We start from the raw sequence: 20,213 nt of genomic DNA, 5'->3' as shown, positions 1-20,213 counted from the left end.
GCCCGCAGCTGCCCCGCCACGCGATGCGCTCGGGCCACGTCCTGGCTCCACACGGCACCGGCCAACCCAAACCGGGTGTCGTTGGCAAGCCGAACGGCCTGGGCCTCGTCATCGAATGCCATGGCGATCAATACCGGGCCAAACACCTCCTGCTGGGCAATCTCCATGTCAGGGGTGACATTCACCAGCACCGTGGGCGCGATAAAATAGCCCTGGGCGTCGTCAGGCAAGCCATCCGGGCGTTTGCCCCCCGTCAGCACGCTTGCCCCTTCCGCTTCAGCGGCCTCGATCATGCGCGTCACCTGCTCGAATTGACGGCGATTCTGCAGCGGCCCCATGCGGGTAGCTTCATCGCTGGGCAGACCCACGTGAATCTGCTCCGCCGCTCGGGCCAGGCGGGTGGTGACCTCCTGGAAGACCGAACGCTCGATCAGCAGCCGCGAACCCGCCACACAGCTTTGGCCCGCCGCCGCAAAGATGGCCGCCTGGGCGCCAGCCACCGCTTCATCGAGCTTGGCATCGGCGAACACGATATTGGCGGATTTGCCGCCCAGCTCCAGCACGCTGGGCACCAGGCGCCGTGCCCCCGCCTCGGCGATCAGGCGACCACTCTGGGGCGAGCCGACAAACACCAGCTTGCTGATGGCGGGATGGTCGGTCAGCGCCGCACCGGTGGTTCTGCCCAGCCCGTTGACGATGTTGATCAGCCCTTTGGGCAGGCCGCCGCTTTCCAGCCGCTGGGCAATCACCACCGAGGTGAAAGGGGTCAGCTCGGAAGGTTTCAGCACCACCCCATTGCCCGCCGCCATGGCCGGTGCCAGCTGCCAGGCACAGGTGAACATCGGCGCGTTCCAGGGCGTGATCTGCCCCACCACCCCATAAGGCACGTGGCGCACGTAGTTAAGATGCGTGGTGGGCACCGGAATCACTTCGCCGTGCTGCTTGTCGCACCAGCCAGCGTAGTATTCGAACATCTCGCGTACTTTGCCCACTTCGGCCCGGCAGTCGCGAATCGGCTTCCCCGCCACCACGCTTTCCAGCTGTGCCAGCGCCTCTTCGTGGCCCTCCAGGCCCCGTATTGCCGCGTTCATTCGCCGCCCGCGCTCGCTGGCCGTCAACGCCATCCACTCGCGCTGGCCCCGCTGCGCGGCTTGCGTGGCGCGCTCGATGAGCGCCGCACCCGCATCGCGGTAGCTGACCAGCGCCTCCCCCGTCGCCGGGTTGATCAGCGTGATCTCTTCGCCTTCTCCGGCCACCAGATCACCATCGATCCAGTTGCTCAACGGCGTTTTTGCCGCTAACCCAAAGCCGTTCAGGAGGGCGGCAAGCTGGTCGCTGGCGTGTTGGCTGAGTGGGCTCATGAGTGGCTCTCCGTTTGGCGGGCACAGGCAAGAATCGGCGTGGTGATATGGTTGAAGTCGTCGCTATCGGCGGGCTGCTCCGGGCTTGCGTGCCAGGCATTCACCACCGCCTGCAGCAAGGCAAGGGGAATACCCAACTGCTCAGCGGCGTCCCGCGCCAGGCGCAGGTCCTTGCGCATCAAGCCGGTGGTAAAGCCCGAATCGAAGCGTTCGCTCAGCACCCACTCGGGGAAGTTCACCTCGCTGATGGCGCTGCGCCCCGAGCCACTGTTGATACCCGCCAGGCAGGCGGCAGGCTCGACGCCTGCCTTGGCGGCCATGGCGACGGCTTCGGCGGTCGTGAGCAGGTGCGCCGCACACAGGTAGTTGTTGGCGAGCTTCACCACGTGGCCGCTGCCCGGGCCGCCCACATGGGTGCGCTTGGCCGACATGGCCTCCAGCATCGGCATGACTCGCTCCAGGGTGGCATCATCGCCGCCCAGCAGCATGCCCAGCGTGCCGTTGGCGGCGCCCTTGGGGCCGCCGCTGACCGGGGCATCCAGCCAGTGAAGGCGCGCTGCGGTGACTTTTTCGGCCAGCTCGCGGCTGACGGCGGGGTCACTGGTGGAGGTATCGACGATCACACTGCCCTTGGGGGCCAGGGCGAGCAGGCCAGGAGAGGTTTCGATCACCTCGCGCACGTGGGCAGAAGTAGGCAGCGAGAGCAGGTAGACATCGCTGGCAGGCAGGGCATCCGGTGCCACCACGGCCAGGCCCAAGCCTGCGAGCCTTTCCCGCGCGGCCTCAAACAGGTCACTGCCCGTGACCTCGAAGCCGGCGGCCTGCAAGGTCAGCGCCATATTGCCGCCCATCTGGCCCAGGCCTATCACGGTAATCGATAAAGCGTGTTCGGTTTGCGACATCATCAAACTCCTTGGCATGCCATGAAACACTGAATGCGGGGTAGACGCTCCCCTACCCAGTGGGCATCAGAGAGCGAATGGATGTATTACGTCATCGTCAGACGAGCAGTGCGTTGACCAGCGCTACCCAGTAGCGCGTTCCGAGCGGTAACAGCGCATCGTTGAAGTCGTAGTGGGGGTTGTGCAGCGACGGCGAATCTTCGCCGTTGCCCATCCAGATATACGCACCTGGGCACTCGGCCAGCAGGAACGAGAAATCCTCGGAGGCCATGCTGGGCGGCGGGTTGCGCAGCACCTTGCCTTGGCCAAGCAGCCCCTCCAGCACCGTGGCGCAGTGCTGGGCATGCGCTGGGGTATTGATCGTGGCGGGGTAGCAGCGCTGGTAATCCAGTTCCACCGTCAAGCCATGGAACTCGGCCAAGCTGGCAATGGCCTGCTTGAAACGTGCTTCCAGGCGCTCTTTCAGCGCCATGTCGAAGCAGCGCAGCGTGCCGCGCAGCGCCACCTGCTCGGGAATCACGTTGAACGTGTCTCCGGCATTGATGCTGGTGATGCTCAGCACCGCCGACTTGTCCGGCGGCGTTTCACGGCTCACCAGCCCCTGCAGCTGGCTGATCAGCTGGCAGCTCGCCAGCACCGTATCGGTGCCCAGGTGGGGCATCGCCGCATGGCAGCCTTTACCGGTCAGCGTCAGGCTGAAGATGTCGAACGCGGCCATGACGTCGGTATCGTGCACCGCAGCGACCCCCACCGGCAGCCCGGGCCAGTTGTGCAGCCCGTACACGGCATCCATGGGGAAGCGCTCGAACAGGCCGTCCTCCACCATGGCACGGCCACCGCCCTCGTTCTCTTCGGCGGGTTGGAAGATGAACACCACCCGCCCCTTGAAGTCGGGCTGCTGCTTCAGCGCCCAGGCCGCTCCCAGCAACATCGTGGTATGGCCATCGTGGCCGCAGGCGTGCATCTTGCCCGGCGTCTGCGAGGCGTAGGCCAGCCCGGTCTCTTCGCGGATGTCCAGGGCATCGATATCGGCCCGCAGGCCGATGGTCTTGCCTTCCCCCTGCTGGCCATCCAGGGTGGCCACCACGCCCGTGCCCGCCAAGCCCGTGGTGACATCGAAGCCCCACTGGGTGAGCAGCGACGCGATACGCGCACTGGTACGGTGCTCCTCGAAGGCGGTTTCAGGGTGCTGATGGAAATCCTGCCGCCAGGCGGCGAGTTCAGCGCTGTCGGGTATGGTCACTGACGCAGCCATGGTTCACTCCTTAAAGCATGATATGCGCGACGACGGCGGAGCCGATGAACGTGCCGGTGAACACCAGCAGCGCCACGATGACCAGCTTCCAGCCAGTCTGGCGGAACATGGCAAACTCACGGCCGGTCAGCGCCAGCCCGGCGTAGGCCAATACCGGCGTCACGACCGCCAGGAAATTCACCGCCGCCAATTGCGATACGATCCAAGCGCTCCCCGGAAACGAGGGTAACGTGACCAGAATGCTCACCAGGGATACCCAGGCCACGCTGGGCAAGTAGAAAGGGCACAGGCGACCAATCACCAGCCCAATAATCACCAGCCCGTAAAGAATCAGCATACCCGGCAGCGCTTCCAGCAGCGGCGCACCGTTGACGGTATTGCTGAACCAGGCCGCCACGCAGACCGCTGCCAGCACCAGTGCGGTCTTGCCCAGCTGGTTTTCCGGGCGCAGCTCTTCCAGCGCGCCCTTGTCCAGAGATTCTGTGGTCATGTCATTAGCCTTCATGTTGCGTCTCCTGGCGGTTACCGGTCAGGCGCTTGTACATCCACTCGGTGACGGGCAGCGCGATAAACAGGGAGATATACAGCCCAGTGGCATAGGTCAGCAGGTTACTGGCCCCGGCAAAGGCCAGCAGCTCATCCCGAGAGGCTGGCACTGCTTCGGCGAGGGCGGCCGAACACGCCGCCACCATGCTGCCGCTGCCCACCCCACAGGCCATGGCCAGGGCGCGGATATCGAGAATGTCCAGCGAAGCGATATAGCCCGCCATCAGCGCAAAGTAGAGCGTGCCAAACATGGTGCCCACCACGTAGACGCCCATGATGCCGATCCCTTCCGGGCTGCGCAGGCCATAACGATCCGAAATGATGGCAATATTGGGCTCGCGGGCAATCGAATAGGTGGCTCCGACCGCTTCACGGCCCATCTTCAGCACCAGCACCGCAAACGGCAGCGCCAGCAGCATGGTGCCCAGGTTGCCCAGCTCCTGAAGGATCAGCGCAGGCCCGGCGGCGATGATCTGCTCGATGGCAGGACCAATGGTAGAGCCAAATTTGGCGATGAACGGCAGAATAGCAATCAGGATGATGGGCCCGGCCGCATGGCTGACCGGCTTAGGGATGACCTTGCCCATCGCCGAAAACAGATGCGGATTGAGCAGCACGCCGATCACGAAGGCGTAAAGCAGAGGGAGTAATAAGAGCGTTCCTGGCCCCAGCGGCATGCGTACGATGCCTATCCATTCCGACAACATCGACGTCACGATCACCGTGAGGTGCAGACGCCAGTCCAGCAGCAGTTTGAGATCCATGGGAGTGATCCTGTTTTTTTTAGAGTCACTCCGAGTATCGAAAGGTTACTGTTCCAATCATAGCGATTTTGTGCGCTACTTTTTAGAACACCCAAGCGAATAAACGCTTGGCCAACGCCCAGCGTTCGTTGGCCTGCGTCAGATAGCGACAGCGGCGCCGAGTTGGCTCTATACTCGAACACGACTAAAGTCTAACAAACTAACAACACCACACTTTCGAGGTCCGCTTAGAAAATCTATGCCCATTTCACTGCCCCTACGCCGCCTCTGGACGCTGGATAAGTTCGCCTACAGCCTGAGGGTCTTCATCGCCTTCAGCGGCGCTTTGCTGTTGAGCGGGCTAATGGGCGACGTGGCCCTGGTGATCCCGCTGTTTCTCGGCATCATCGCCTGCGCGCTCTCGGAAACCGACGACAGCTGGCAAGGGCGGGCACAAGCCCTGGCGGTCACCCTGCTGTGCTTTGCCTCGGCCTCGTTCGTGGTGCAGTGGCTATTCCCCTGGCCGTGGCTCTTTGCCGTGGGGCTGGCAGTCTCCACCTTTACGCTGATCATGCTGGGCGCCATTGGCCAGCGCTACGCCACCATTGCCTCGGGCACGCTGATTCTGTCGATCTACTCCATGATCAACATCGAGCAGCACGGCGGAGTGGATGAGGACGTGGCGGCACGCCAGCTGCTGCTGCTGGGCGGCGCGGCCTGGTACGGGGCAATTTCCGTGGTCTGGTGCGCGCTGTTCTCCCGTCAGCCGGTCAAGCAGAGCATGGCACGGGTGTACAAGGCGCTGGGGGAGTTCTTGATCCTGAAATCGGCGCTTTTCGAGCCTGTGCGCGGGGTCGATGTGGAAGCCCGACGCGTGGCGCTGGCCCGCCAGAACGGCCAGGTGGTGGATGCCCTGAACCAGGCCAAGGAGATGATCTTTCGCCGCCTCGAAGGCCAGCGCGGCAGCCGCAAGCTCAACCGCTACCTGCAGATCTACTTCATTGCCCAGGATATCCACGAGCGGGCCAGCTCCACCCACTACCCTTACAGCGCGCTCACCGATGCGTTTTTCCACCACGACGTGCTGTTTCGCTGCCAGCGCCTGCTGGACCAGCAGGGCCGTGCCTGCCGTCAGCTGGCCAAATCGCTGCTGCTCAATCGCCCGTTCAGTCACGAGCAGAGCGAGCAGGCGCTAGCCGACCTGCGCGCCTCCATCGAGAACCTCCGCGAACGCGGCAAGCCCGAGTGGCGGCCGCTGATTCGCCCGCTGACCGCCCTGGCCGACAACCTCACCACCCTGGAAACCCAGATTGCCAGCGCCCATAACCCTGCCGCCGATGAAGAGCGCCGCGACAGCGCCCTCTACGACCGCTCGCCCTCCAGCCTGCTGGAAGCCTGGAAGCGCGTGCGGCTCAATTTCACGCTGGGCTCGCCCACCTTTCGCCATGCGGTACGCCTGACCACCGCCCTGCTAGTGGGCTATGGGCTGCTGCAGTGGCTGGACCCCAAACAGGGTTTCTGGATACTGCTGACCACGCTGTTCGTGTGCCGCCCGAATTTTGCCACCACGCGGCGCTTTTTATCTCAGCGTATCCTCGGCACGGTGCTGGGCCTGACCGCGGGCTGGATGTCGATCAGCCTGTTTCCCCAACCGCTGGTCCAGAGCATGATCGCCGTGGTGGCGGGGGTATCCTTCTTCGCCAATCGGGAAAAGCACTACGTGATTGCCACTGCCTCCATCACCCTGCTGGTGCTGTGCAGCTTCAATCAGGTGGGGGATGGCTTCGATCTGATCTGGCCCAGGCTGTTCGATACCCTGATTGGCTCGCTGATTGCCGGGCTGGCGGTGTTCTTTATCCTGCCGGATTGGCAAGGGCGGCGGCTCTACCGTGAGGCGGGCAAGGTGCTGACCAACCATCGTCACTACCTGGACGAGATCGTGCACCAGTACGAAGAGGGCAAACAGGACGACCTGGCCTACCGCCTGGCCCGGCGGAATGCCCACAACGCCGATGCGGCGCTCTCGACCCTGCTGACCAACATGCTCCACGAGCCAGGCCACTACCGCAAACAGGACGCCGACAACGGCCTGCGCTTCCTGGTGCTCTCCAACACGCTGCTCAGCCACCTTTCGGCGTTAGGTGCGCACCGTCATCGGCTGGCCGACGACGAAGACGACGCCACCCTGGTGCCGCTGGCCAAACGCATCAGCGCCCTGCTGGAACAGCTGGCCACACAGCTGGACAAACGCCTGCCGGTGGAGCCGCTGGCCGCCCAAGCCCAGGAGCTGCTGGCCCTGCTGGAAGAGCAGAGCAATACGCTGGATGAGAAGGCCATGACCCACTACCGCCCCATCCAGAGCCAGCTGCGTCTGATCGCCGAGCAACTGGGGCCGCTCAGCGAGGCGGCTGGGCGACTGGTGGCGCCCGGCAGCCTTCAAGCCGACGCGGCTGGAGCGCTACGCTAACTCTCGCACACCGGCCTCTTACACCTGCAGCCTCACACCGGCCCTCACACCTGCCCGTAGCGCCCGGCGGCTTCGCCCAGCCAGCGGCGCACCAGTACCGCGGTGACTTCGGCGTTGCCCTGGAGCGCCTGGGCCAGGGCGGTGACCCGCTCCAGCTGGTCGGCATCGCGCTCCAGGTCAGCGATTTTCATCTGGGCGAGGCCGGTCTGTCGGGTGCCGAGCACTTCGCCGGGGCCGCGAATTTCCAGGTCTTTTTCGGCAATACGGAAGCCGTCGGTGGTTTCGCGCATCACGCTGAGCCGCTCTCGGGAGCTTTTGGACAGCGGCGCGTGGTAAAGCAGCACGCAAAAACTTTCGGTGCTGCCCCGCCCAACACGCCCGCGTAGCTGGTGGAGCTGAGAAAGCCCCAGGCGCTCCGGGTTTTCGATGATCATCAGGCTGGCATTCGGGACATCCACGCCGACCTCGATCACCGTGGTGGCAACCAGGAGATCCAGCTCGCCGGTCTTGAAAGCCTCCATCACCTCGGCTTTTTCAGCGGCCTTCATGCGCCCGTGTATCAGCCCGATGGCCAGCTCCGGCAACGCCTGGGTAAGCTCGTCCCGCGTGACTTCCGCCGCCTGGCACTGGAGCACTTCGGACTCCTCGATCAGCGTGCAAACCCAATAGGCCTGGCGGCCATCGCGGCAGGCATTGCGGATACGCTCGACCACTTCCGGGCGGCGCTCGTCCGAGACCACCACGGTCTTCACCGGCGTGCGCCCCGGCGGCAGCTCGTCGATCACCGACACGTCCAGGTCGGCGTAGGCGCTCATGGCCAGGGTGCGGGGAATCGGCGTGGCGGTCATGATCAGCTGGTGAGGCGTCAGCCCACCGGCCTCCCCCTTTTCACGCAGGGCGAGGCGCTGGTGCACGCCAAAGCGGTGCTGTTCGTCGATGATCGCCAGCCCCAGGCATTGGAAATGCACATCGTCCTGAAACAGCGCGTGGGTGCCCACCACCATCCGCGCTCGGCCATCGGCGATGGCGGCCTTGGCATCCAGCCGCGCCTTGCCTTTCAGTTTGCCCGCCAGCCAGGCGACGTCGATGCCCAGTGGCTCGAACCATGCCTTGAACGAACGATAGTGCTGCTCGGCGAGAATTTCCGTGGGCGCCATCATCGCCGCCTGGCAGTTGCCCGCCAGCGCTGAGAGCGCGGCCATGGCTGCCACCACCGTCTTGCCCGACCCCACATCTCCCTGCACCAGCCGCAGCATGGGCGCTGGGCGTGCCAGGTCGAGGGCGATCTCCTCCAGCACGCGGCGCTGGGCTCCGGTGAGGGCAAACGGCAGCTGTGCCAGAAAGCGGGTTTGCAGGCTACGCCCGGAGGGCAGCGTCGGCGCGCCATCGGCCTGAATGCGCAGGCGCACTTCCCGCAGGCTAAGCTGATGGGCCAGCAGCTCCTCCAGGGCGAGCCGCCGGGTGGCGGGGTGAAGCCCCTGGGCAAGCTGCTCCAGATCCACGTCCGGTGGTGGCTGGTGCAAGAGCTGCAGGCTGGCATGCAGCCCCGGTAGCTGGAAGCGCTGGCGCAGGGTGTCGGGGATCACGTCCGGCAGCGTTTCAGGGGCTTGCGTCAGCAGGCGCAGCGCCTGCTGGGCCAGGGCCCGCAGGCGAGCCTGATGCAGCCCCTCCGTGGTCGGGTAGATGGGCGTGTAGTACTCCTCCACCGGGGTTTCGCTGCTGCCGCTCAGGCGATACTCCGGGTGGTAGATTTCCAGCCCCGTGGCCCCTGCCCGGGCTTCGCCGAACGCACGCACGGTGGCACCGGGGCGCAGCTGTTGCTGCTGAGCCGGGGAGAAGTGAAAGAACCGCAGGCTCAGGATGCCGCTCCCGTCGCGCAGCCGCACCAGCAGGCTGCGCCGCCGCCCCTTGACCACGTCGCTGGCGGTCACTTCCCCTTCCACCACCGCCTCCTGGCCCGCCCGCAGATGGCCTATCGGCGTCAGTCGCGTACGGTCCTGGTAGCGCAGCGGCAGGTGAAACAGCAGGTCGCTGACGCGCTCGATTCCCAGCCGCGCCAGCTTGATGGCCAGCGCGTCGCCTACGCCCTTCAGCGCCGTGACCGGAGCAGCCAGTTCACTCATGAGTCCGTGTGGACCTTGTGGTCCGGTTGCTGGCACTGGCCAATCGCCTGGGCCAGGGCATCGATGGCCTTGGGCCTGGGGAAGCTTGCGCGCCAGGCAATCGCCACCGTGCGCGAAGGCGCAGGCTCCACGAAGGGACGGCTGACCAGCATGGCGTTCTCGTACTGGTCGGTGCCCAGCGCCGACTGGGGCAGTACGGTAATGCCCAGCCTGGAGGCCACCATGTGGCGAATCGTTTCCAACGAGCCGCCTTCGGCAATCAGGGTATTGTTGGGGCTGTTCAGCTTTTGGGTGATGGCCGGGCAGGCTTCCAGAATCTGGTCACGGAAGCAGTGGCCTTCCCCCAGCAGCAGCAGGCGCTCTTCCAGCAGGTCTTCCTTGTGGATGGCTTCACGCGCTACCCACGGATGGCTGGCGGGCATCAGCACTTCGAAATGCTCGTCATAGATCGGCTTGGTGACTACATCGGTTTCGGTGAAGGGCAGCGCCACGATGATCACGTCCAGCTCGCCATTGCGCAGCTTGGCGCGCAGCGTGCCGGTCATGCCCTCTTCGATGTACAGCGGCATCTGTGGCGCAGCGTTGGCCAGCGCAGGCACCAGATGGGGAAACAGGTAGGGCCCAATGGTGTAGATGGCGCCAATGCGCAGGGGGTTGGCCAACTGGTCCTTGCCTGCCTTGGCCAGTTCGAAAATCAGCCCACTCTGTTCCAGAACGCGCTGCGCCTGCGCAACGATCTTTTCACCCAGCGGCGTTACCTGTACGGTGGACTTGGAGCGCTCGAACAGCGCCACTTCCAGTTCGTCTTCCAGTTTTTTCACCGCCACCGACAGGGTGGGCTGTGAAACATGGCAACGTTCAGCGGCACGGCCAAAATGGCGCTCTTGTGCAAGGGTTACGATGTAGCGTAGTTCTGTTAAAGTCATGGTGGTGCCAGTGGCATCCTCTCGTTGCAGCTCGTGACTGGTAATCGTCATTAGCGAGATGGAAAAGGACAGACAAGCCCTATTGAAGATGGCACATCTCATAGGGACTTTGTATCTAATAGGGAATATTTATCAAGAGGGGTGAGCAAGGTGAAGCTAACGGTACTGATTATCGGCTGTGGAGATATCGGCGTCACGCTTGGCAAGGAGCTGCTGGACGAAGGGCACCGCGTGATCGGCGTGCGCCGCCAGGCCGATGCACTGGCCAACACGGGCATCGAGCCGCTGGCCCTGGACCTTAACGACCTGGAAGGGGCACCTGCCAACGCCTTGCCCAGCGCGGACTACGTCATTTACACCGTCAGCGCCGACCGTTTCGAAGAGAGCGCCTATCAAAGCGCTTACCCGGACGGCCTGAAACGTGTGCTGAGCGTGCTGGAGCAGCACGACACGCCGCCCAAGCGGATCTTCTTCGTCTCTTCCACCAGCGTGTACGGCCAGCAGGAAGGCGAAGTGGTCAATGAAGAGAGCCCCACTGAATCCACCAGCTTCTCCGGCACCCTGATGTGCGAAGCCGAGCAGTCACTGCTCAACCACCCGCTGCCTGGCACCGTGGTGCGTTTCTCGGGCATTTATGGCCCGGGGCGTGACCGCCTGATCCACCAGGTGGCAGAAGGCCGCATTGCCGCCGTGACGCCGGTGATCTACTCCAACCGGATTCACCGCGATGACTGCACCGGCATCCTGGCGCACCTGATTCGCTGTCAGGAGAGCGGTACGCCGCTGGCAGACCTGTACCTGGGCAGCGACTGCGAGCCGGTGACCATGCACAACGTGATGGCGTGGCTGGCGAAACAGCTGAAGGTGGAGTCCACCGAGACCATGCAGTCCCCCCTGCGCCGCCGGGCCAGCAAGCGCTGCGACAACCGCCGTATTCGTGAAACCGGCTACACCTTCCGCTACCCCAGCTACAAGGAGGGGTATCTGCAGGTGCTCAAGGAAGGCGGGTTTCTGGCACTGCAAAAAGCCTGACGCTAGCGCGCGAGCTTTCGCGAACCACTAGCCTCTTGACCACTACCCAAAAAGCGAGCCCCTCGGCTCGCTTTTTGCTGTGCCGTACCAGGCCTTGGCGTTAGTCGCCAATCACCATGACCGCTTCGGCTTCTACCTGGCTGCCCTTGGGCAGCGCCTTCACGCCCACCGCCGCACGGGCCGGGAACGGCGTGGAGAAAAACTCCTCCATGACCTTGTTGACGATGGCGAAGTTGTCCAGGTCCACCAGGTAGAGGTTGAGCTTGACGATATCGCTCAGCGAACCCGCCGCCTCTTCGCACACTGCCTGCAGGTTGGCAAACACCTGACGCGCCTGGGCTTCGAAATCGTCGGAGACCAGCGCCATGGTGTCCGGGTCGAGGGGAATCTGGCCCGACAGATACACCGTGTTGCCCGCCTTGATGGCTTGTGAATAGGGGCCAATGGCCGCCGGGGCTTTCTCGGTGTTGATAACCGCTTTATTGCTCATTGCGTCTCTTGCTCCTGTAAGAATGCATCGATGGATGATGATCGCCATGGCTGACGCCGCCAGCCTGACAGGCCAGCGGCGGGTACCAGGTCGTTTTAATTGGCCATACGGGTAATCTTGCCGACGTTGGGCAGGTTGCGGATCCGCTTGATGATCCGCGCCAGATGGACTCGCCCTTTCACCGACAGGGTCAGGTTGACCGTCGAGAGCCGTGCATCACGCTCTTCGATGCCGATCCGCTCGATGTTGGCGTCCGCATCGGTCACCAGCCCGGCCAGCTCGGCGACCAGGCCACGGCGGCTTTCGATCTCGATGCGCAGGGCCACCGGGAAGTCTTCGTCGATATTTTCCGACCACTCCAGGGCAAACAGCTTTTCCGGGTCGTTCTTGCGCTCGGAGAGGTTCTTGCACTCACTGCGGTGCACCACCAACCCCTTGCCGACAGAGAGGTGCCCCACCACCGGGTCGCCCGGCAGCGGGTGGCAGCAGCGCGCAAAGTTGATCACCATGCCTTCGCTGCCGCTGATGACCACCGCCTTGTCGCTGTTGTCGGCCAGCGTCTTGTCGAAGCTCTCGCCGTGGGCCACGTCCACCAGCCGCCGAGCCACCACGTGGGCCATGCGATTGCCCAGCCCCATCGACTCCAGCAGCGCATCCATGGAGCTGGCGTCCAGCTCTTTCAACGCCTGTTCGAACACGCTCTCGTCCAGCTCTTCCAGGCTGGTCTCGAAGGGGGCCAGCGCCTTGTTGAGCAAACGGCGCCCCAGCATGATGGCTTCTGCCTGCTGCTGGTGCTTGAGCGCGTGACGGATGGCCGAGCGCGCCTTGGCGGTGGTGACGAAATTCAGCCAGGCCAGGTTGGGGCGCGCGCCGGGCGCGGTGATGATTTCCAGCGTCTGGCCGCTTTCCAGCCGTGTCGAGAGCGGCGCCAGGTGGCGGTCGATTCGGCAGGCAATGCAGTTGTTGCCGATATCGGTGTGCACACTATAGGCAAAATCGATCACCGTGGCCCCCTGGGGAAGCTCCATGATGTCGCCCTTGGGCGTGAACACGTAGATATCATCCGGGAACAGGTCGTTCTTGACGTGCTCGATGAACTCCAGCGAGTCCCCCGCGTGGCGCTGCATCTCCAGCAGCCCCTTCACCCAGGCGCGGGCGCGAGCGTGGCTGCCTTCGGCAATCGGATGCGCGGTCTGGCCAGCCTTGTACAGCCAGTGGGCGGCAATGCCGTTGTTGGCCATGGCTTCCATTTCGCGGGTGCGGATCTGCACTTCGATGGGCATGCCACGCTGGCCGAACAGCGTCGTGTGCAGGCTCTGGTAGCCGTTGGCCTTGGGAATCGCGATGTAGTCCTTGAAGCGCCCCGGTACCGGCTTGTAGAGGTTGTGCACCACGCCCAGAATCCGGTAACAGCTGGCCACGTCTTCGGTAATGATACGGAATCCGAAGACGTCCATGATCTCGGCAAACGGCTTGCGCTGGTCGCGCATCTTCTTGTAGATCGACAGCAGATGCTTCTGGCGGCCAATCACCGTGCCCTGCAGCGCTTCGTCGTCCAGGCTCTGCTGTAGCGAGGCCTGGATTTCACGCATGGCGCTGCGGCGGTTGCCTCTGGCGCTGGCCACCGCACGCTTGATGCGCTCGGCCCGCATGGGGTGAATCGCCTGGAACGAGAGGTCTTCCAGCTCCACACGAATGGTGTTGATCCCCAGTCGCCCTGCAATACGGGCGTAGATTTCCAGGGTTTCCCGGGCAATGCGGCGCTTCTTGTCGGGCCTTAGAGCCCCCAGAGTGCGCATGTTGTGCAGCCGGTCGGCCAGCTTGACGATGATGACACGAATGTCCCGCGACATCGCCAGCACCATCTTCTGGAAATTCTCCGCCTGGGCAACGGCCTTGTCTTCGAAGGTGATCTGCGTCAGCTTGGAGACACCATCCACCAGCTCGGCCACCGGCTTGCCAAACTGGGCCGCCAGGGCTTTCTTGGACACACCGGTGTCTTCGATGACATCGTGCAGCATGGCGGCCATCAGGCTCTGATGGTCCATGTGCATGTTGGCGAGAATGTTGGCCACCGCCAGCGGGTGGGTCACGTAGGGCTCGCCCGAGCGACGGCGCTGGCCGTCGTGGGCCTGCTCGGCGTAATAGAAGGCGCGCTTGACCTGCTGGATCTCGTCCGGGGGTAAGTAGCCGCCGAGTCGGTCGGCCAGGTCATCAATGGTGAACATGTCCCGCGCCCCTGATCGGTGCTAGCTTAGTCGTCGATTTGAGCGCTGGGCGTCATGGCAGGACGCGCCCGCACCGGCGCTTCGACCGGCTCATCCAGAACCGTATGGTCGACCAGCCCTGCGGCGATTTCACGCAGCGCCATGACGGTGGGCTTGTCGTTTTCCCAGGGCAGTTGGGCATCACGGGAGCCACGCGCCAGCTGACGGGCACGCTGGGTAGAAATCATCACCAGTTTGAAGCGGTTTTCTACGTTTTCGAGACAATCTTCGACGGTTACGCGAGCCATGGGGCCATCCTGTAATAACGACGCCGGGCCGGCAGGGCTGAAAACGCCGCCGACCCAGCGAAAAAAGTAGTCATACGACCCGATAGATTACTCGACGCCAGGCGCCTGTGACAAGAGCGCAGACAGCAGGGGCGCATGACGCTGCTGCATGGTGGCCAGGGTCAGGCGGTGGCTGATCACCAGCGACTGCAGTTCCTGCAGTGCCGTGGTGAAGTCATCATTGATCACCAGGTAGTCGTATTCATCGTAATGGGACATCTCGCTGACGGCATCGCGCATGCGCCGAGCAATCACCGCGTGCTCGTCGGTACCCCGGCTCGACAGGCGGCGCTCCAGCTCACTGCGCGACGGCGGCAGGATGAAGATCGACACGGCGGCAGGCATCTGTTCGCGGACCTGGCGCGCGCCCTGCCAGTCGATTTCCAGAATCACGTCTTGCCCGGCATCCAGCAGCGTTTGCACGGCCTGACGTGACGTACCGTAGTAATTGTCGAAGACTTTGGCATACTCAAAGAAATCGCCGCGGGCAATCATGGCTTCGAACTCGGGAATCTGCGTGAAGTGGTAGTTCACGCCATTCACTTCGCCTTCGCGCTTGGCACGGGTGGTATGAGACACCGATACCTGAATGCCATCCAGGCTCTCTATCAGCTCGCGAACCAGGCTGGTTTTACCCGCCCCAGAGGGGGCAGAAACGATATAAAGCGTACCCTGGGACATGCAGCGCTTCCCTTGTTGATCAGAAATAGGCGCGGGTGACGGCCCACGCCAATAGCGCGCAGTATCGCATACCCCTGGCAGGGACTGTAGGGGTTCAAGAACACCACACGGAGGTCACCATGCGCGCACTCTTCTTCCTGCTCCTGCTGGTCGGGGTTGGCGTTGCCATCTACAAGGATGTCATCGTCATCCCGCGTCACTGGGCGCCCTGGGCACCGCTGCACGTGGACGACCCGGTCACGCCGGTCACCCAACTCAAGCTCAAGCGCCTCAACGACGACCGTGAGGCCTGTCTGGCCGCCCTGGACACCGTCCCCGAGGGCGGGCTGAGCTACACGCCGCTGGCCGACTACTCACCCACCGCCAGCTGCCCGCTGAGTAACGTGGTGCGTATGCAGTCCAGCAGCGTGCGCTTCAACCAGAGCTTCGTGGCCACCTGCCCGCTGGCCTTGGCCTGGGTGATGTACGAACGCCACGCCCTGCAACCGGCTGCCGAAGCCATCATGGGCAGCCCGGTCGCCCAAGTGGATCATGTGGGCAGCTTTGCCTGCCGGAATGTCTACGGCCGTGAAAGCGGTCGACGCAGCGAGCACGCCACGGCTGAAGCCCTGGATGTGGTGGGCTTTCGCTTCGAGAATGGTCGGCAGATTACGCTGATTCGCGACTGGGACGACGAGGGTGAGGCAGGGGAGTTCTTGCGGGCAGCGAGGGATGGCGCCTGTGATACCTTCGGCAACGTACTGGGGCCGGATTACAATGCCGCGCATGCCGACCATTTCCATCTGGGCATGCGCGGTTTCAGGCTGTGTCGCTAGTGGCCTGTGCCGACGTCAGTCGAGGCTGATGTCCTCTTCATCGGTCAGGGCACCGGTCGCAGCACCTGCGCCCGCGCCAATCACCGCGCCACGGCCAACGCTTCCGCCAGTGGCTGCGGCAGCGCCAGCGCCCACGGCAGCACCTACGCCTGCGCCGCTGGTGGCACGCTCTCCGGTGGTCGCGCCGCAGCCCGCCAGGGCCAAGGTCAGCGCCGCGATGGCACTCAGGGTCAGGGTACGCGAGACTTTCAATGATGGGCTTTGCATGGGTCACCTCCTTATGGGTTGCATCTTACACCCTAGGAACACTCCAGCTTTTTTGCCACCTTTAATGACCCACGCCCTACTTGAGCAGCCGCTTATTTATAGCCTTGCGCCACGGGTTGGCGAGGGGCTTCAGCGCGCTTTTCAAGCCAGCGCCCCCAGGCAAAAATGACCAGCCCGCACAGCGCCAGCCCCGTTCCCACCAGCCCGGTGCTCGACCAGCTGAACCCGGCACTGATCACCAGCCCCGCCAGCCACGCCCCCAGCGCGTTGGCGCCGTTGAACGCAGCATGGTTCATGGAAGCCGCCATGGTCTGGGCATCTTCCGCCACGTCCATCAAGCGTGTTTGCAGCGAAGGCGCCAGGGCCATGCTGGTGCCGACCAGGCCAACGAACAGCAGCCCGCTCCACACCTGATTGGCAGCAAAGTAGAACAGCCCCTGCACCACCGCGCACCACACCAGGATGGCGGGAATTGCCCGCATCAGGTTTTTATCGGCCATGCGCCCACCGATCAGATTGCCCGCGATGGAGCCGAGGCCAAAGATGACCAGCACCAAGGGGCCCAGGGCTTCACGCATGCCCGCCTGCTGGGTCAAGGTGGGCATCACGTAGCTGAAAATCGAGAACATGCCGCCACAGCCGATGCAGGCAATGGCAATGGTCACCAGCACACGCTGCTTGACCAGCGCGGAAAGCTCGCGCAGCGGGCTGGCCTGGGCATCGAAGGGCTGCACGGGCACAAAAAGACGAATCAACAGCGCCGTCAGCAGAGCAATGACGCCCACCCCGGCAAAGGCAATTTGCCAGCCAAACAGGTTGCCTGCCCAGGTACCCAGCGGCGCCCCGATCAGAATGGCCACCGTCAGTCCCATCATCACCCTGGCAATGGCCCGCGCCCGTTGATCGACCGGCACGGCGTCAGCTGCCACCAGCGCCGCCACGCCAAAGTAAGCCCCGTGGGGCAGCCCGGCCAGAAAGCGTAGCCCCACGAACGACCAGAACCCCGGCGCCATGGCGCTGGCAATGTTACCCACGGCAAACACCAGCATCAGCGCGATCAGCAGCGCTCGCTTGGGCACCCGCGCGGCCAGCGCCGAAATCAGCGGTGCCCCCACCACGACCCCCAGGGCGTAGCTGCTGATGGAATAGCCTACCTGCGGCACGCTCACGGCCAGGTCTTCCGCCACGCGGTTCATCAACCCCATGATGACGAACTCGCTGGTGCCGATGCCGAACCCGCCCAGCGCCAGCACGAATTCCGCCCACCGCGGATGCCGCGCCAGCCCCGTTGATGATGCTTGCATACCTCACTCCCCAGGCGCGGGATAACGCGCCTGTTCACTAAAACGATCCTGGATAGTCGCAAATGATGGCAGGATTAGACGAAAGTAGAAATAAAAGGCATGAAAAAAGTTAGCGTGCGAACTCAATCACCCAACGATGAGCCAAGGGGGTCAGTCCCTCGTGGCATTGGCTGACAACAAGCGCTCGCGCAGCTCGCGGTTGCGCGGCAGCAAGCCTACCTGCAGACCCAGCGGCCGGAAGACCTGATTGAGCAGCGCCACGGTAGGACTTGCCTTATCGGCTTCCAGGTCTGACAGCGAACGACGGCTGATGCCCACCAGATCGGCGTATTGGGTCTGCGACATGCCCAGTACCTCACGGCGGAGCTGACGCAGCACCTGCCCAGAGCTGATTTCTTCGCGCACCAGTTGGGCCGCTAATGTCGTCAGCAACGCCTCCCGCTCGATGCTGGTGAGCTCTTTACGCTTCATACCAACCCCCAGCGCTTCAGCTTGGCATCCAGATGATCCAACCCCACTGCATCCGATGCCAAAATGGTATTGGGTACACCCCGCTGCGCTAGCCGTTTCTTCAAGCCCACTAGCTGGCTACCCAAGGCTTTCAGCTCTGCCATGAGCCGCTCTGGTGGAAGATAAACGCTCAGTCGTTCTGCAATGGCGGCCCAGTTAAACTCTCGCCCTTCTTCAAACGGCGCCCCCCAGGTAATGGTTCTGACGATTCCCTCAGGATCTGCCTTCATGGGCGCAAAGTCGTACACCGGTGCCCACCAGGTTCCTTGCGGTGTTTTCAGCAGCGCCGCATTGCGGCCATGATTGTCGCTATTGGCAAACGCAACATTGAGCAGGTCGCGTTTCACCCACTCACTGACAAAGCGCGCCGTATCGAAATGGTCACCCGACTCACGCACGCGGAATTGTTGGCTCAACATATCCACCAACTCCCCGACCACGGCAAAATGATTCAAGAAGCTTCCCGGCTCTTTCCCCATGACGGAGTAAACAGACTCCAGGCCATACCGCGCGAGCGCTCCCTCTTGATAGCCCACATCAAAGCGGGGCAACCAGAGCGATGGATATCTCGCACCTTCGATCAGACGCATCCCTTGGGTATCGATGGTCGCGACGCCCAGCGACGCTAACTCGTGATAGAAATAGTACTCCGCACGCAATATGTCGTTATCGATCACCGTGCGCTGACCGCGAGGAAATTTCACCAGATAGTGCTGATCGATATTCGCCGGATCGTCCTGATAGGTATCAATCCAGACCTGATCATCTGATGAACAGCGCAACAGCAGCTTGGGCGCCTCACCACCGGCCCCAGTCGCGCCCCCCCCAGCAGCCCCCATCTGCTGCGCATAGGCCAGAAAGTCGCTATCCCGATTGACGACATCCACCATTGCAAAGCGCTGCTGCTCCAGCGTGCTGCCTGCTGGGCGCTCAGGAAGGGCCTCTTTGATACGTAAATTGCCCACTGGCGCAATCGTTCCCTTTGCCAGTAGCGCGGCATCCTGCTCCGCCTCACTAAGTGCCGATATACCCAACTGCGTGACCCAGTAACGGCGGCTGGCCCCAGAGGGCATGATATCGTCTAAAAAAGTGAACCAGCGTGGCGATTGATGGGTATTCATCAACTCGATAGGCAAACGAAGGCTACAGGCGTGCTCATCATCGTGATCCAGCCACTCAAGGGCATAATCGGTAAGGTAGCCCAAACGCGCAGGCCCTCGACGGCCCCGCTCTGTATGCTCGAACACCAGCTCGGCAGCATCGTGCCACTGCCCTTGGTAGAAGGCTTGAACGGTTAGCAACACGGCTCACCTTTAACGCGTCATTTGATGAGTAGTTTAATGCTCAAAAGTGTAGTTCGAAGCAGCATAATGTGCACTTTAATACTCAAATTTAAATCAAATTATCTTAAATGAGTAATTTAATACCCATTTACCTCAGGAGATATCATGCCGTCTGATCAAACGCCCGTTGATATGATCGAGCACGCCATGCAGGCATTGGCTCATGCCGACCCCGACATTGCGCGTGCCTACCCCCTGGTGGGTGCGCCCAGCCCGCGCCAGCGCGACCCCGGGTTTGCCACTTTCTTCTCGACCATCGTCAGCCAGCAGATCTCCACCGAGGCCGCTCGGGCCATCATGGGCCGAGTGAATACGCTGCTGCCGGAGCTGCACGCCAAAGCGGTGATGGAGGTGGAAGGCCAGGCGCTGCGGGATGCAGGCTTGTCGTGGCGCAAGATCGAGTATGCCAAAGGGCTGGCAGAGGCGGAGCTGGCGGGCACGTTTAGCGCCGATGGCTTGGCGCACCTCAGCGATGACGAGGCGATTGCCGCGATTACCCAGCTGCGTGGGTTTGGCCGCTGGAGCGCCGAGATCTACCTGATGTTCTCGCTCAAGCGCCCCGATATCTTCCCCGCCGACGACCTTGCGTTAAGAGTGGCGCTGGGCCGCCTGAAGGGCATGGAGGACAAACCCACGCCGAAGCAGGCCCGCCAGTTGGTGGAACCCTGGGCCCCCTGGCGCAGCGTGGGGTCGCTGTTTTTATCGAACATCGCGAAAAACCTCGTACTTCTAGTGCGAGGATGGATAGCGAGGGGCGCGAGAGCGCCCCTGGTCCGGCCTCGATTGTTGCTCAATATACTGCTTGACCATGCTCAGGGGGGCGCCTCCGACACTTCCCGCAAAGTAGCTTGGACTCCACAGCGAGTTCTTCCGGTAGGCGGGCTGCACCAGTTC

Annotated in this window: 19 protein-coding genes and 1 pseudogene; 4 read left to right on the top strand and 16 right to left on the bottom strand. The window is 63.0% G+C overall.

Annotation, left to right across the window (positions count from 1 at the left end):
• From CWI66_RS15425 to CWI66_RS15405, 5 genes are all read right to left on the bottom strand, one after another.
• Positions 1-1,361, bottom strand: a 1,361-nt coding sequence (locus CWI66_RS15425; protein WP_100732174.1) for an aldehyde dehydrogenase family protein, incomplete at its 3' end; no start/stop codon positions are given.
• Positions 1,358-2,263: an NAD(P)-dependent oxidoreductase gene (locus CWI66_RS15420; RefSeq protein WP_100732173.1), complete on the bottom strand. Its 906-nt coding sequence runs from the start codon at positions 2,261-2,263 to the stop codon at positions 1,358-1,360. The genes CWI66_RS15420 and CWI66_RS15425, both read right to left, overlap by 4 nt.
• 97 nt (positions 2,264-2,360) lie before the next feature.
• On the bottom strand, positions 2,361-3,518 hold the full coding sequence (locus CWI66_RS15415; protein ID WP_058577671.1) for a M20 aminoacylase family protein: 1,158 nt from the start codon (positions 3,516-3,518) through the stop codon (positions 2,361-2,363).
• Positions 3,519-3,528: 10 nt separating this feature from the next.
• Positions 3,529-4,023: a hypothetical protein gene (locus tag CWI66_RS15410; RefSeq protein WP_016915494.1), complete on the bottom strand. Its 495-nt coding sequence runs from the start codon at positions 4,021-4,023 to the stop codon at positions 3,529-3,531.
• The gene (locus CWI66_RS15405) at positions 4,013-4,828 is read right to left on the bottom strand and encodes a DUF3100 domain-containing protein (RefSeq protein WP_039178913.1); all 816 of its coding nucleotides are present in this window, start codon (positions 4,826-4,828) and stop codon (positions 4,013-4,015) included. The genes CWI66_RS15410 and CWI66_RS15405 overlap by 11 nt, the downstream gene beginning before the upstream one ends.
• Before the next feature lie 238 nt (positions 4,829-5,066).
• On the opposite strand from CWI66_RS15405, the gene yccS reads away from it, so the two are divergent.
• A complete protein-coding gene (gene yccS / locus CWI66_RS15400; RefSeq protein ID WP_100732172.1) occupies positions 5,067-7,274 on the top strand; it encodes a YccS family putative transporter in 2,208 nt (735 codons plus the stop codon).
• Positions 7,275-7,318: 44 nt separating this feature from the next.
• On the opposite strand, the gene recG is transcribed toward yccS, so the two are convergent.
• Both recG and CWI66_RS15390 read right to left on the bottom strand, forming a co-directional pair.
• Positions 7,319-9,397 carry an ATP-dependent DNA helicase RecG gene (gene recG, locus CWI66_RS15395; RefSeq protein WP_100732171.1) on the bottom strand — a complete coding sequence of 693 codons (2,079 nt, stop codon included), beginning with the start codon at positions 9,395-9,397 and terminating at the stop codon, positions 7,319-7,321.
• Positions 9,394-10,323 (bottom strand): hydrogen peroxide-inducible genes activator, encoded by a 930-nt coding sequence (locus CWI66_RS15390; RefSeq protein ID WP_100732176.1) that lies wholly within the window; start codon positions 10,321-10,323, stop codon positions 9,394-9,396. Before CWI66_RS15390 ends, recG begins: the two co-directional genes overlap by 4 nt.
• Before the next feature lie 150 nt (positions 10,324-10,473).
• On the opposite strand from CWI66_RS15390, the gene CWI66_RS15385 reads away from it, so the two are divergent.
• On the top strand, positions 10,474-11,355 hold the full coding sequence (locus CWI66_RS15385) for an SDR family oxidoreductase (protein ID WP_100732175.1): 882 nt from the start codon (positions 10,474-10,476) through the stop codon (positions 11,353-11,355).
• Positions 11,356-11,455: 100 nt separating this feature from the next.
• Here the strand turns inward: CWI66_RS15385 and CWI66_RS15380 are convergent, their stop codons facing one another.
• The 4 genes from CWI66_RS15380 to gmk all read right to left on the bottom strand — a co-directional run bounded on the left by CWI66_RS15380 (position 11,456) and on the right by gmk (position 15,080).
• A complete protein-coding gene (locus CWI66_RS15380) occupies positions 11,456-11,845 on the bottom strand; it encodes a RidA family protein (RefSeq protein WP_016915500.1) in 390 nt (129 codons plus the stop codon).
• 95 nt (positions 11,846-11,940) lie between these two features.
• Positions 11,941-14,073 (bottom strand): RelA/SpoT family protein, encoded by a 2,133-nt coding sequence (locus tag CWI66_RS15375; RefSeq protein ID WP_100732170.1) that lies wholly within the window; start codon positions 14,071-14,073, stop codon positions 11,941-11,943.
• A gap of 26 nt (positions 14,074-14,099) precedes the next feature.
• Positions 14,100-14,360 carry a DNA-directed RNA polymerase subunit omega gene (rpoZ, locus tag CWI66_RS15370; protein ID WP_016915502.1) on the bottom strand — a complete coding sequence of 87 codons (261 nt, stop codon included), beginning with the start codon at positions 14,358-14,360 and terminating at the stop codon, positions 14,100-14,102.
• A gap of 87 nt (positions 14,361-14,447) precedes the next feature.
• Positions 14,448-15,080, bottom strand: coding sequence for a guanylate kinase (gene gmk, locus CWI66_RS15365; protein ID WP_096921775.1), 633 nt, complete (start codon positions 15,078-15,080; stop codon positions 14,448-14,450).
• Between the two features lie 119 nt (positions 15,081-15,199).
• Between gmk and CWI66_RS15360 the strand changes: the two genes are divergently transcribed.
• A complete protein-coding gene (locus CWI66_RS15360) occupies positions 15,200-15,895 on the top strand; it encodes an extensin-like domain-containing protein (RefSeq protein WP_081138535.1) in 696 nt (231 codons plus the stop codon).
• 15 nt (positions 15,896-15,910) lie between these two features.
• Here CWI66_RS15360 and CWI66_RS15355 read toward each other — a convergent pair whose 3' ends face one another.
• The 4 genes from CWI66_RS15355 to CWI66_RS15340 all read right to left on the bottom strand — a co-directional run bounded on the left by CWI66_RS15355 (position 15,911) and on the right by CWI66_RS15340 (position 19,277).
• Positions 15,911-16,162, bottom strand: a complete 252-nt coding sequence (locus CWI66_RS15355) for a hypothetical protein (RefSeq protein WP_016915505.1) — start codon at positions 16,160-16,162, stop codon at positions 15,911-15,913.
• A gap of 92 nt (positions 16,163-16,254) precedes the next feature.
• Positions 16,255-17,466 carry an MFS transporter gene (locus CWI66_RS15350; RefSeq protein WP_100732169.1) on the bottom strand — a complete coding sequence of 404 codons (1,212 nt, stop codon included), beginning with the start codon at positions 17,464-17,466 and terminating at the stop codon, positions 16,255-16,257.
• A 150-nt stretch (positions 17,467-17,616) separates the two neighbouring features.
• Positions 17,617-17,937: a helix-turn-helix transcriptional regulator gene (locus CWI66_RS15345; RefSeq protein ID WP_039178947.1), complete on the bottom strand. Its 321-nt coding sequence runs from the start codon at positions 17,935-17,937 to the stop codon at positions 17,617-17,619.
• Complete coding sequence (locus CWI66_RS15340; RefSeq protein WP_081138532.1) at positions 17,934-19,277, bottom strand: type II toxin-antitoxin system HipA family toxin; 1,344 nt, start codon at positions 19,275-19,277, stop codon at positions 17,934-17,936. Before CWI66_RS15340 ends, CWI66_RS15345 begins: the two co-directional genes overlap by 4 nt.
• 147 nt (positions 19,278-19,424) lie before the next feature.
• On the opposite strand from CWI66_RS15340, the pseudogene CWI66_RS15335 reads away from it, so the two are divergent.
• Positions 19,425-20,021 (top strand): annotated as a pseudogene (locus tag CWI66_RS15335) (DNA-3-methyladenine glycosylase family protein); the annotation flags it as partial.
• A gap of 27 nt (positions 20,022-20,048) precedes the next feature.
• On the opposite strand, the gene CWI66_RS15330 reads toward CWI66_RS15335, so the two are convergent.
• On the bottom strand, positions 20,049-20,213 hold a 165-nt coding region (locus tag CWI66_RS15330; protein ID WP_198517565.1), incomplete at its 5' end, for a transposase.

Origin of the sequence: Halomonas sp. 141 (assembly GCF_002810305.1) — a bacterium.
Classification (GTDB): domain Bacteria; phylum Pseudomonadota; class Gammaproteobacteria; order Pseudomonadales; family Halomonadaceae; genus Vreelandella; species Vreelandella stevensii.
The sequence above is the reverse complement of the archived record's forward strand: the minus strand, read 5'-3'. Positions and strand labels throughout refer to the sequence as shown.

What these genes read in the sequence shown, in the direction of transcription:
- CWI66_RS15375 (WP_100732170.1), bottom strand. Translation starts at nt 14,073, where the DNA reads ATGTTCACCATTGATGACCTGGCCGACCGACTCGGCGGCTACTTACCC.
- recG (WP_100732171.1), bottom strand. Translation starts at nt 9,397, where the DNA reads ATGAGTGAACTGGCTGCTCCGGTCACGGCGCTGAAGGGCGTAGGCGAC.
- yccS (WP_100732172.1), top strand. Translation starts at nt 5,067, where the DNA reads ATGCCCATTTCACTGCCCCTACGCCGCCTCTGGACGCTGGATAAGTTC.
- CWI66_RS15355 (WP_016915505.1), bottom strand. Translation starts at nt 16,162, where the DNA reads ATGCAAAGCCCATCATTGAAAGTCTCGCGTACCCTGACCCTGAGTGCC.
- gmk (WP_096921775.1), bottom strand. Translation starts at nt 15,080, where the DNA reads ATGTCCCAGGGTACGCTTTATATCGTTTCTGCCCCCTCTGGGGCGGGT.
- CWI66_RS15415 (WP_058577671.1), bottom strand. Translation starts at nt 3,518, where the DNA reads ATGGCTGCGTCAGTGACCATACCCGACAGCGCTGAACTCGCCGCCTGG.
- CWI66_RS15410 (WP_016915494.1), bottom strand. Translation starts at nt 4,023, where the DNA reads ATGAAGGCTAATGACATGACCACAGAATCTCTGGACAAGGGCGCGCTG.
- CWI66_RS15420 (WP_100732173.1), bottom strand. Translation starts at nt 2,263, where the DNA reads ATGTCGCAAACCGAACACGCTTTATCGATTACCGTGATAGGCCTGGGC.
- CWI66_RS15405 (WP_039178913.1), bottom strand. Translation starts at nt 4,828, where the DNA reads ATGGATCTCAAACTGCTGCTGGACTGGCGTCTGCACCTCACGGTGATC.
- CWI66_RS15360 (WP_081138535.1), top strand. Translation starts at nt 15,200, where the DNA reads ATGCGCGCACTCTTCTTCCTGCTCCTGCTGGTCGGGGTTGGCGTTGCC.
- CWI66_RS15390 (WP_100732176.1), bottom strand. Translation starts at nt 10,323, where the DNA reads ATGACTTTAACAGAACTACGCTACATCGTAACCCTTGCACAAGAGCGC.
- CWI66_RS15350 (WP_100732169.1), bottom strand. Translation starts at nt 17,466, where the DNA reads ATGCAAGCATCATCAACGGGGCTGGCGCGGCATCCGCGGTGGGCGGAA.
- CWI66_RS15345 (WP_039178947.1), bottom strand. Translation starts at nt 17,937, where the DNA reads ATGAAGCGTAAAGAGCTCACCAGCATCGAGCGGGAGGCGTTGCTGACG.
- rpoZ (WP_016915502.1), bottom strand. Translation starts at nt 14,360, where the DNA reads ATGGCTCGCGTAACCGTCGAAGATTGTCTCGAAAACGTAGAAAACCGC.
- CWI66_RS15380 (WP_016915500.1), bottom strand. Translation starts at nt 11,845, where the DNA reads ATGAGCAATAAAGCGGTTATCAACACCGAGAAAGCCCCGGCGGCCATT.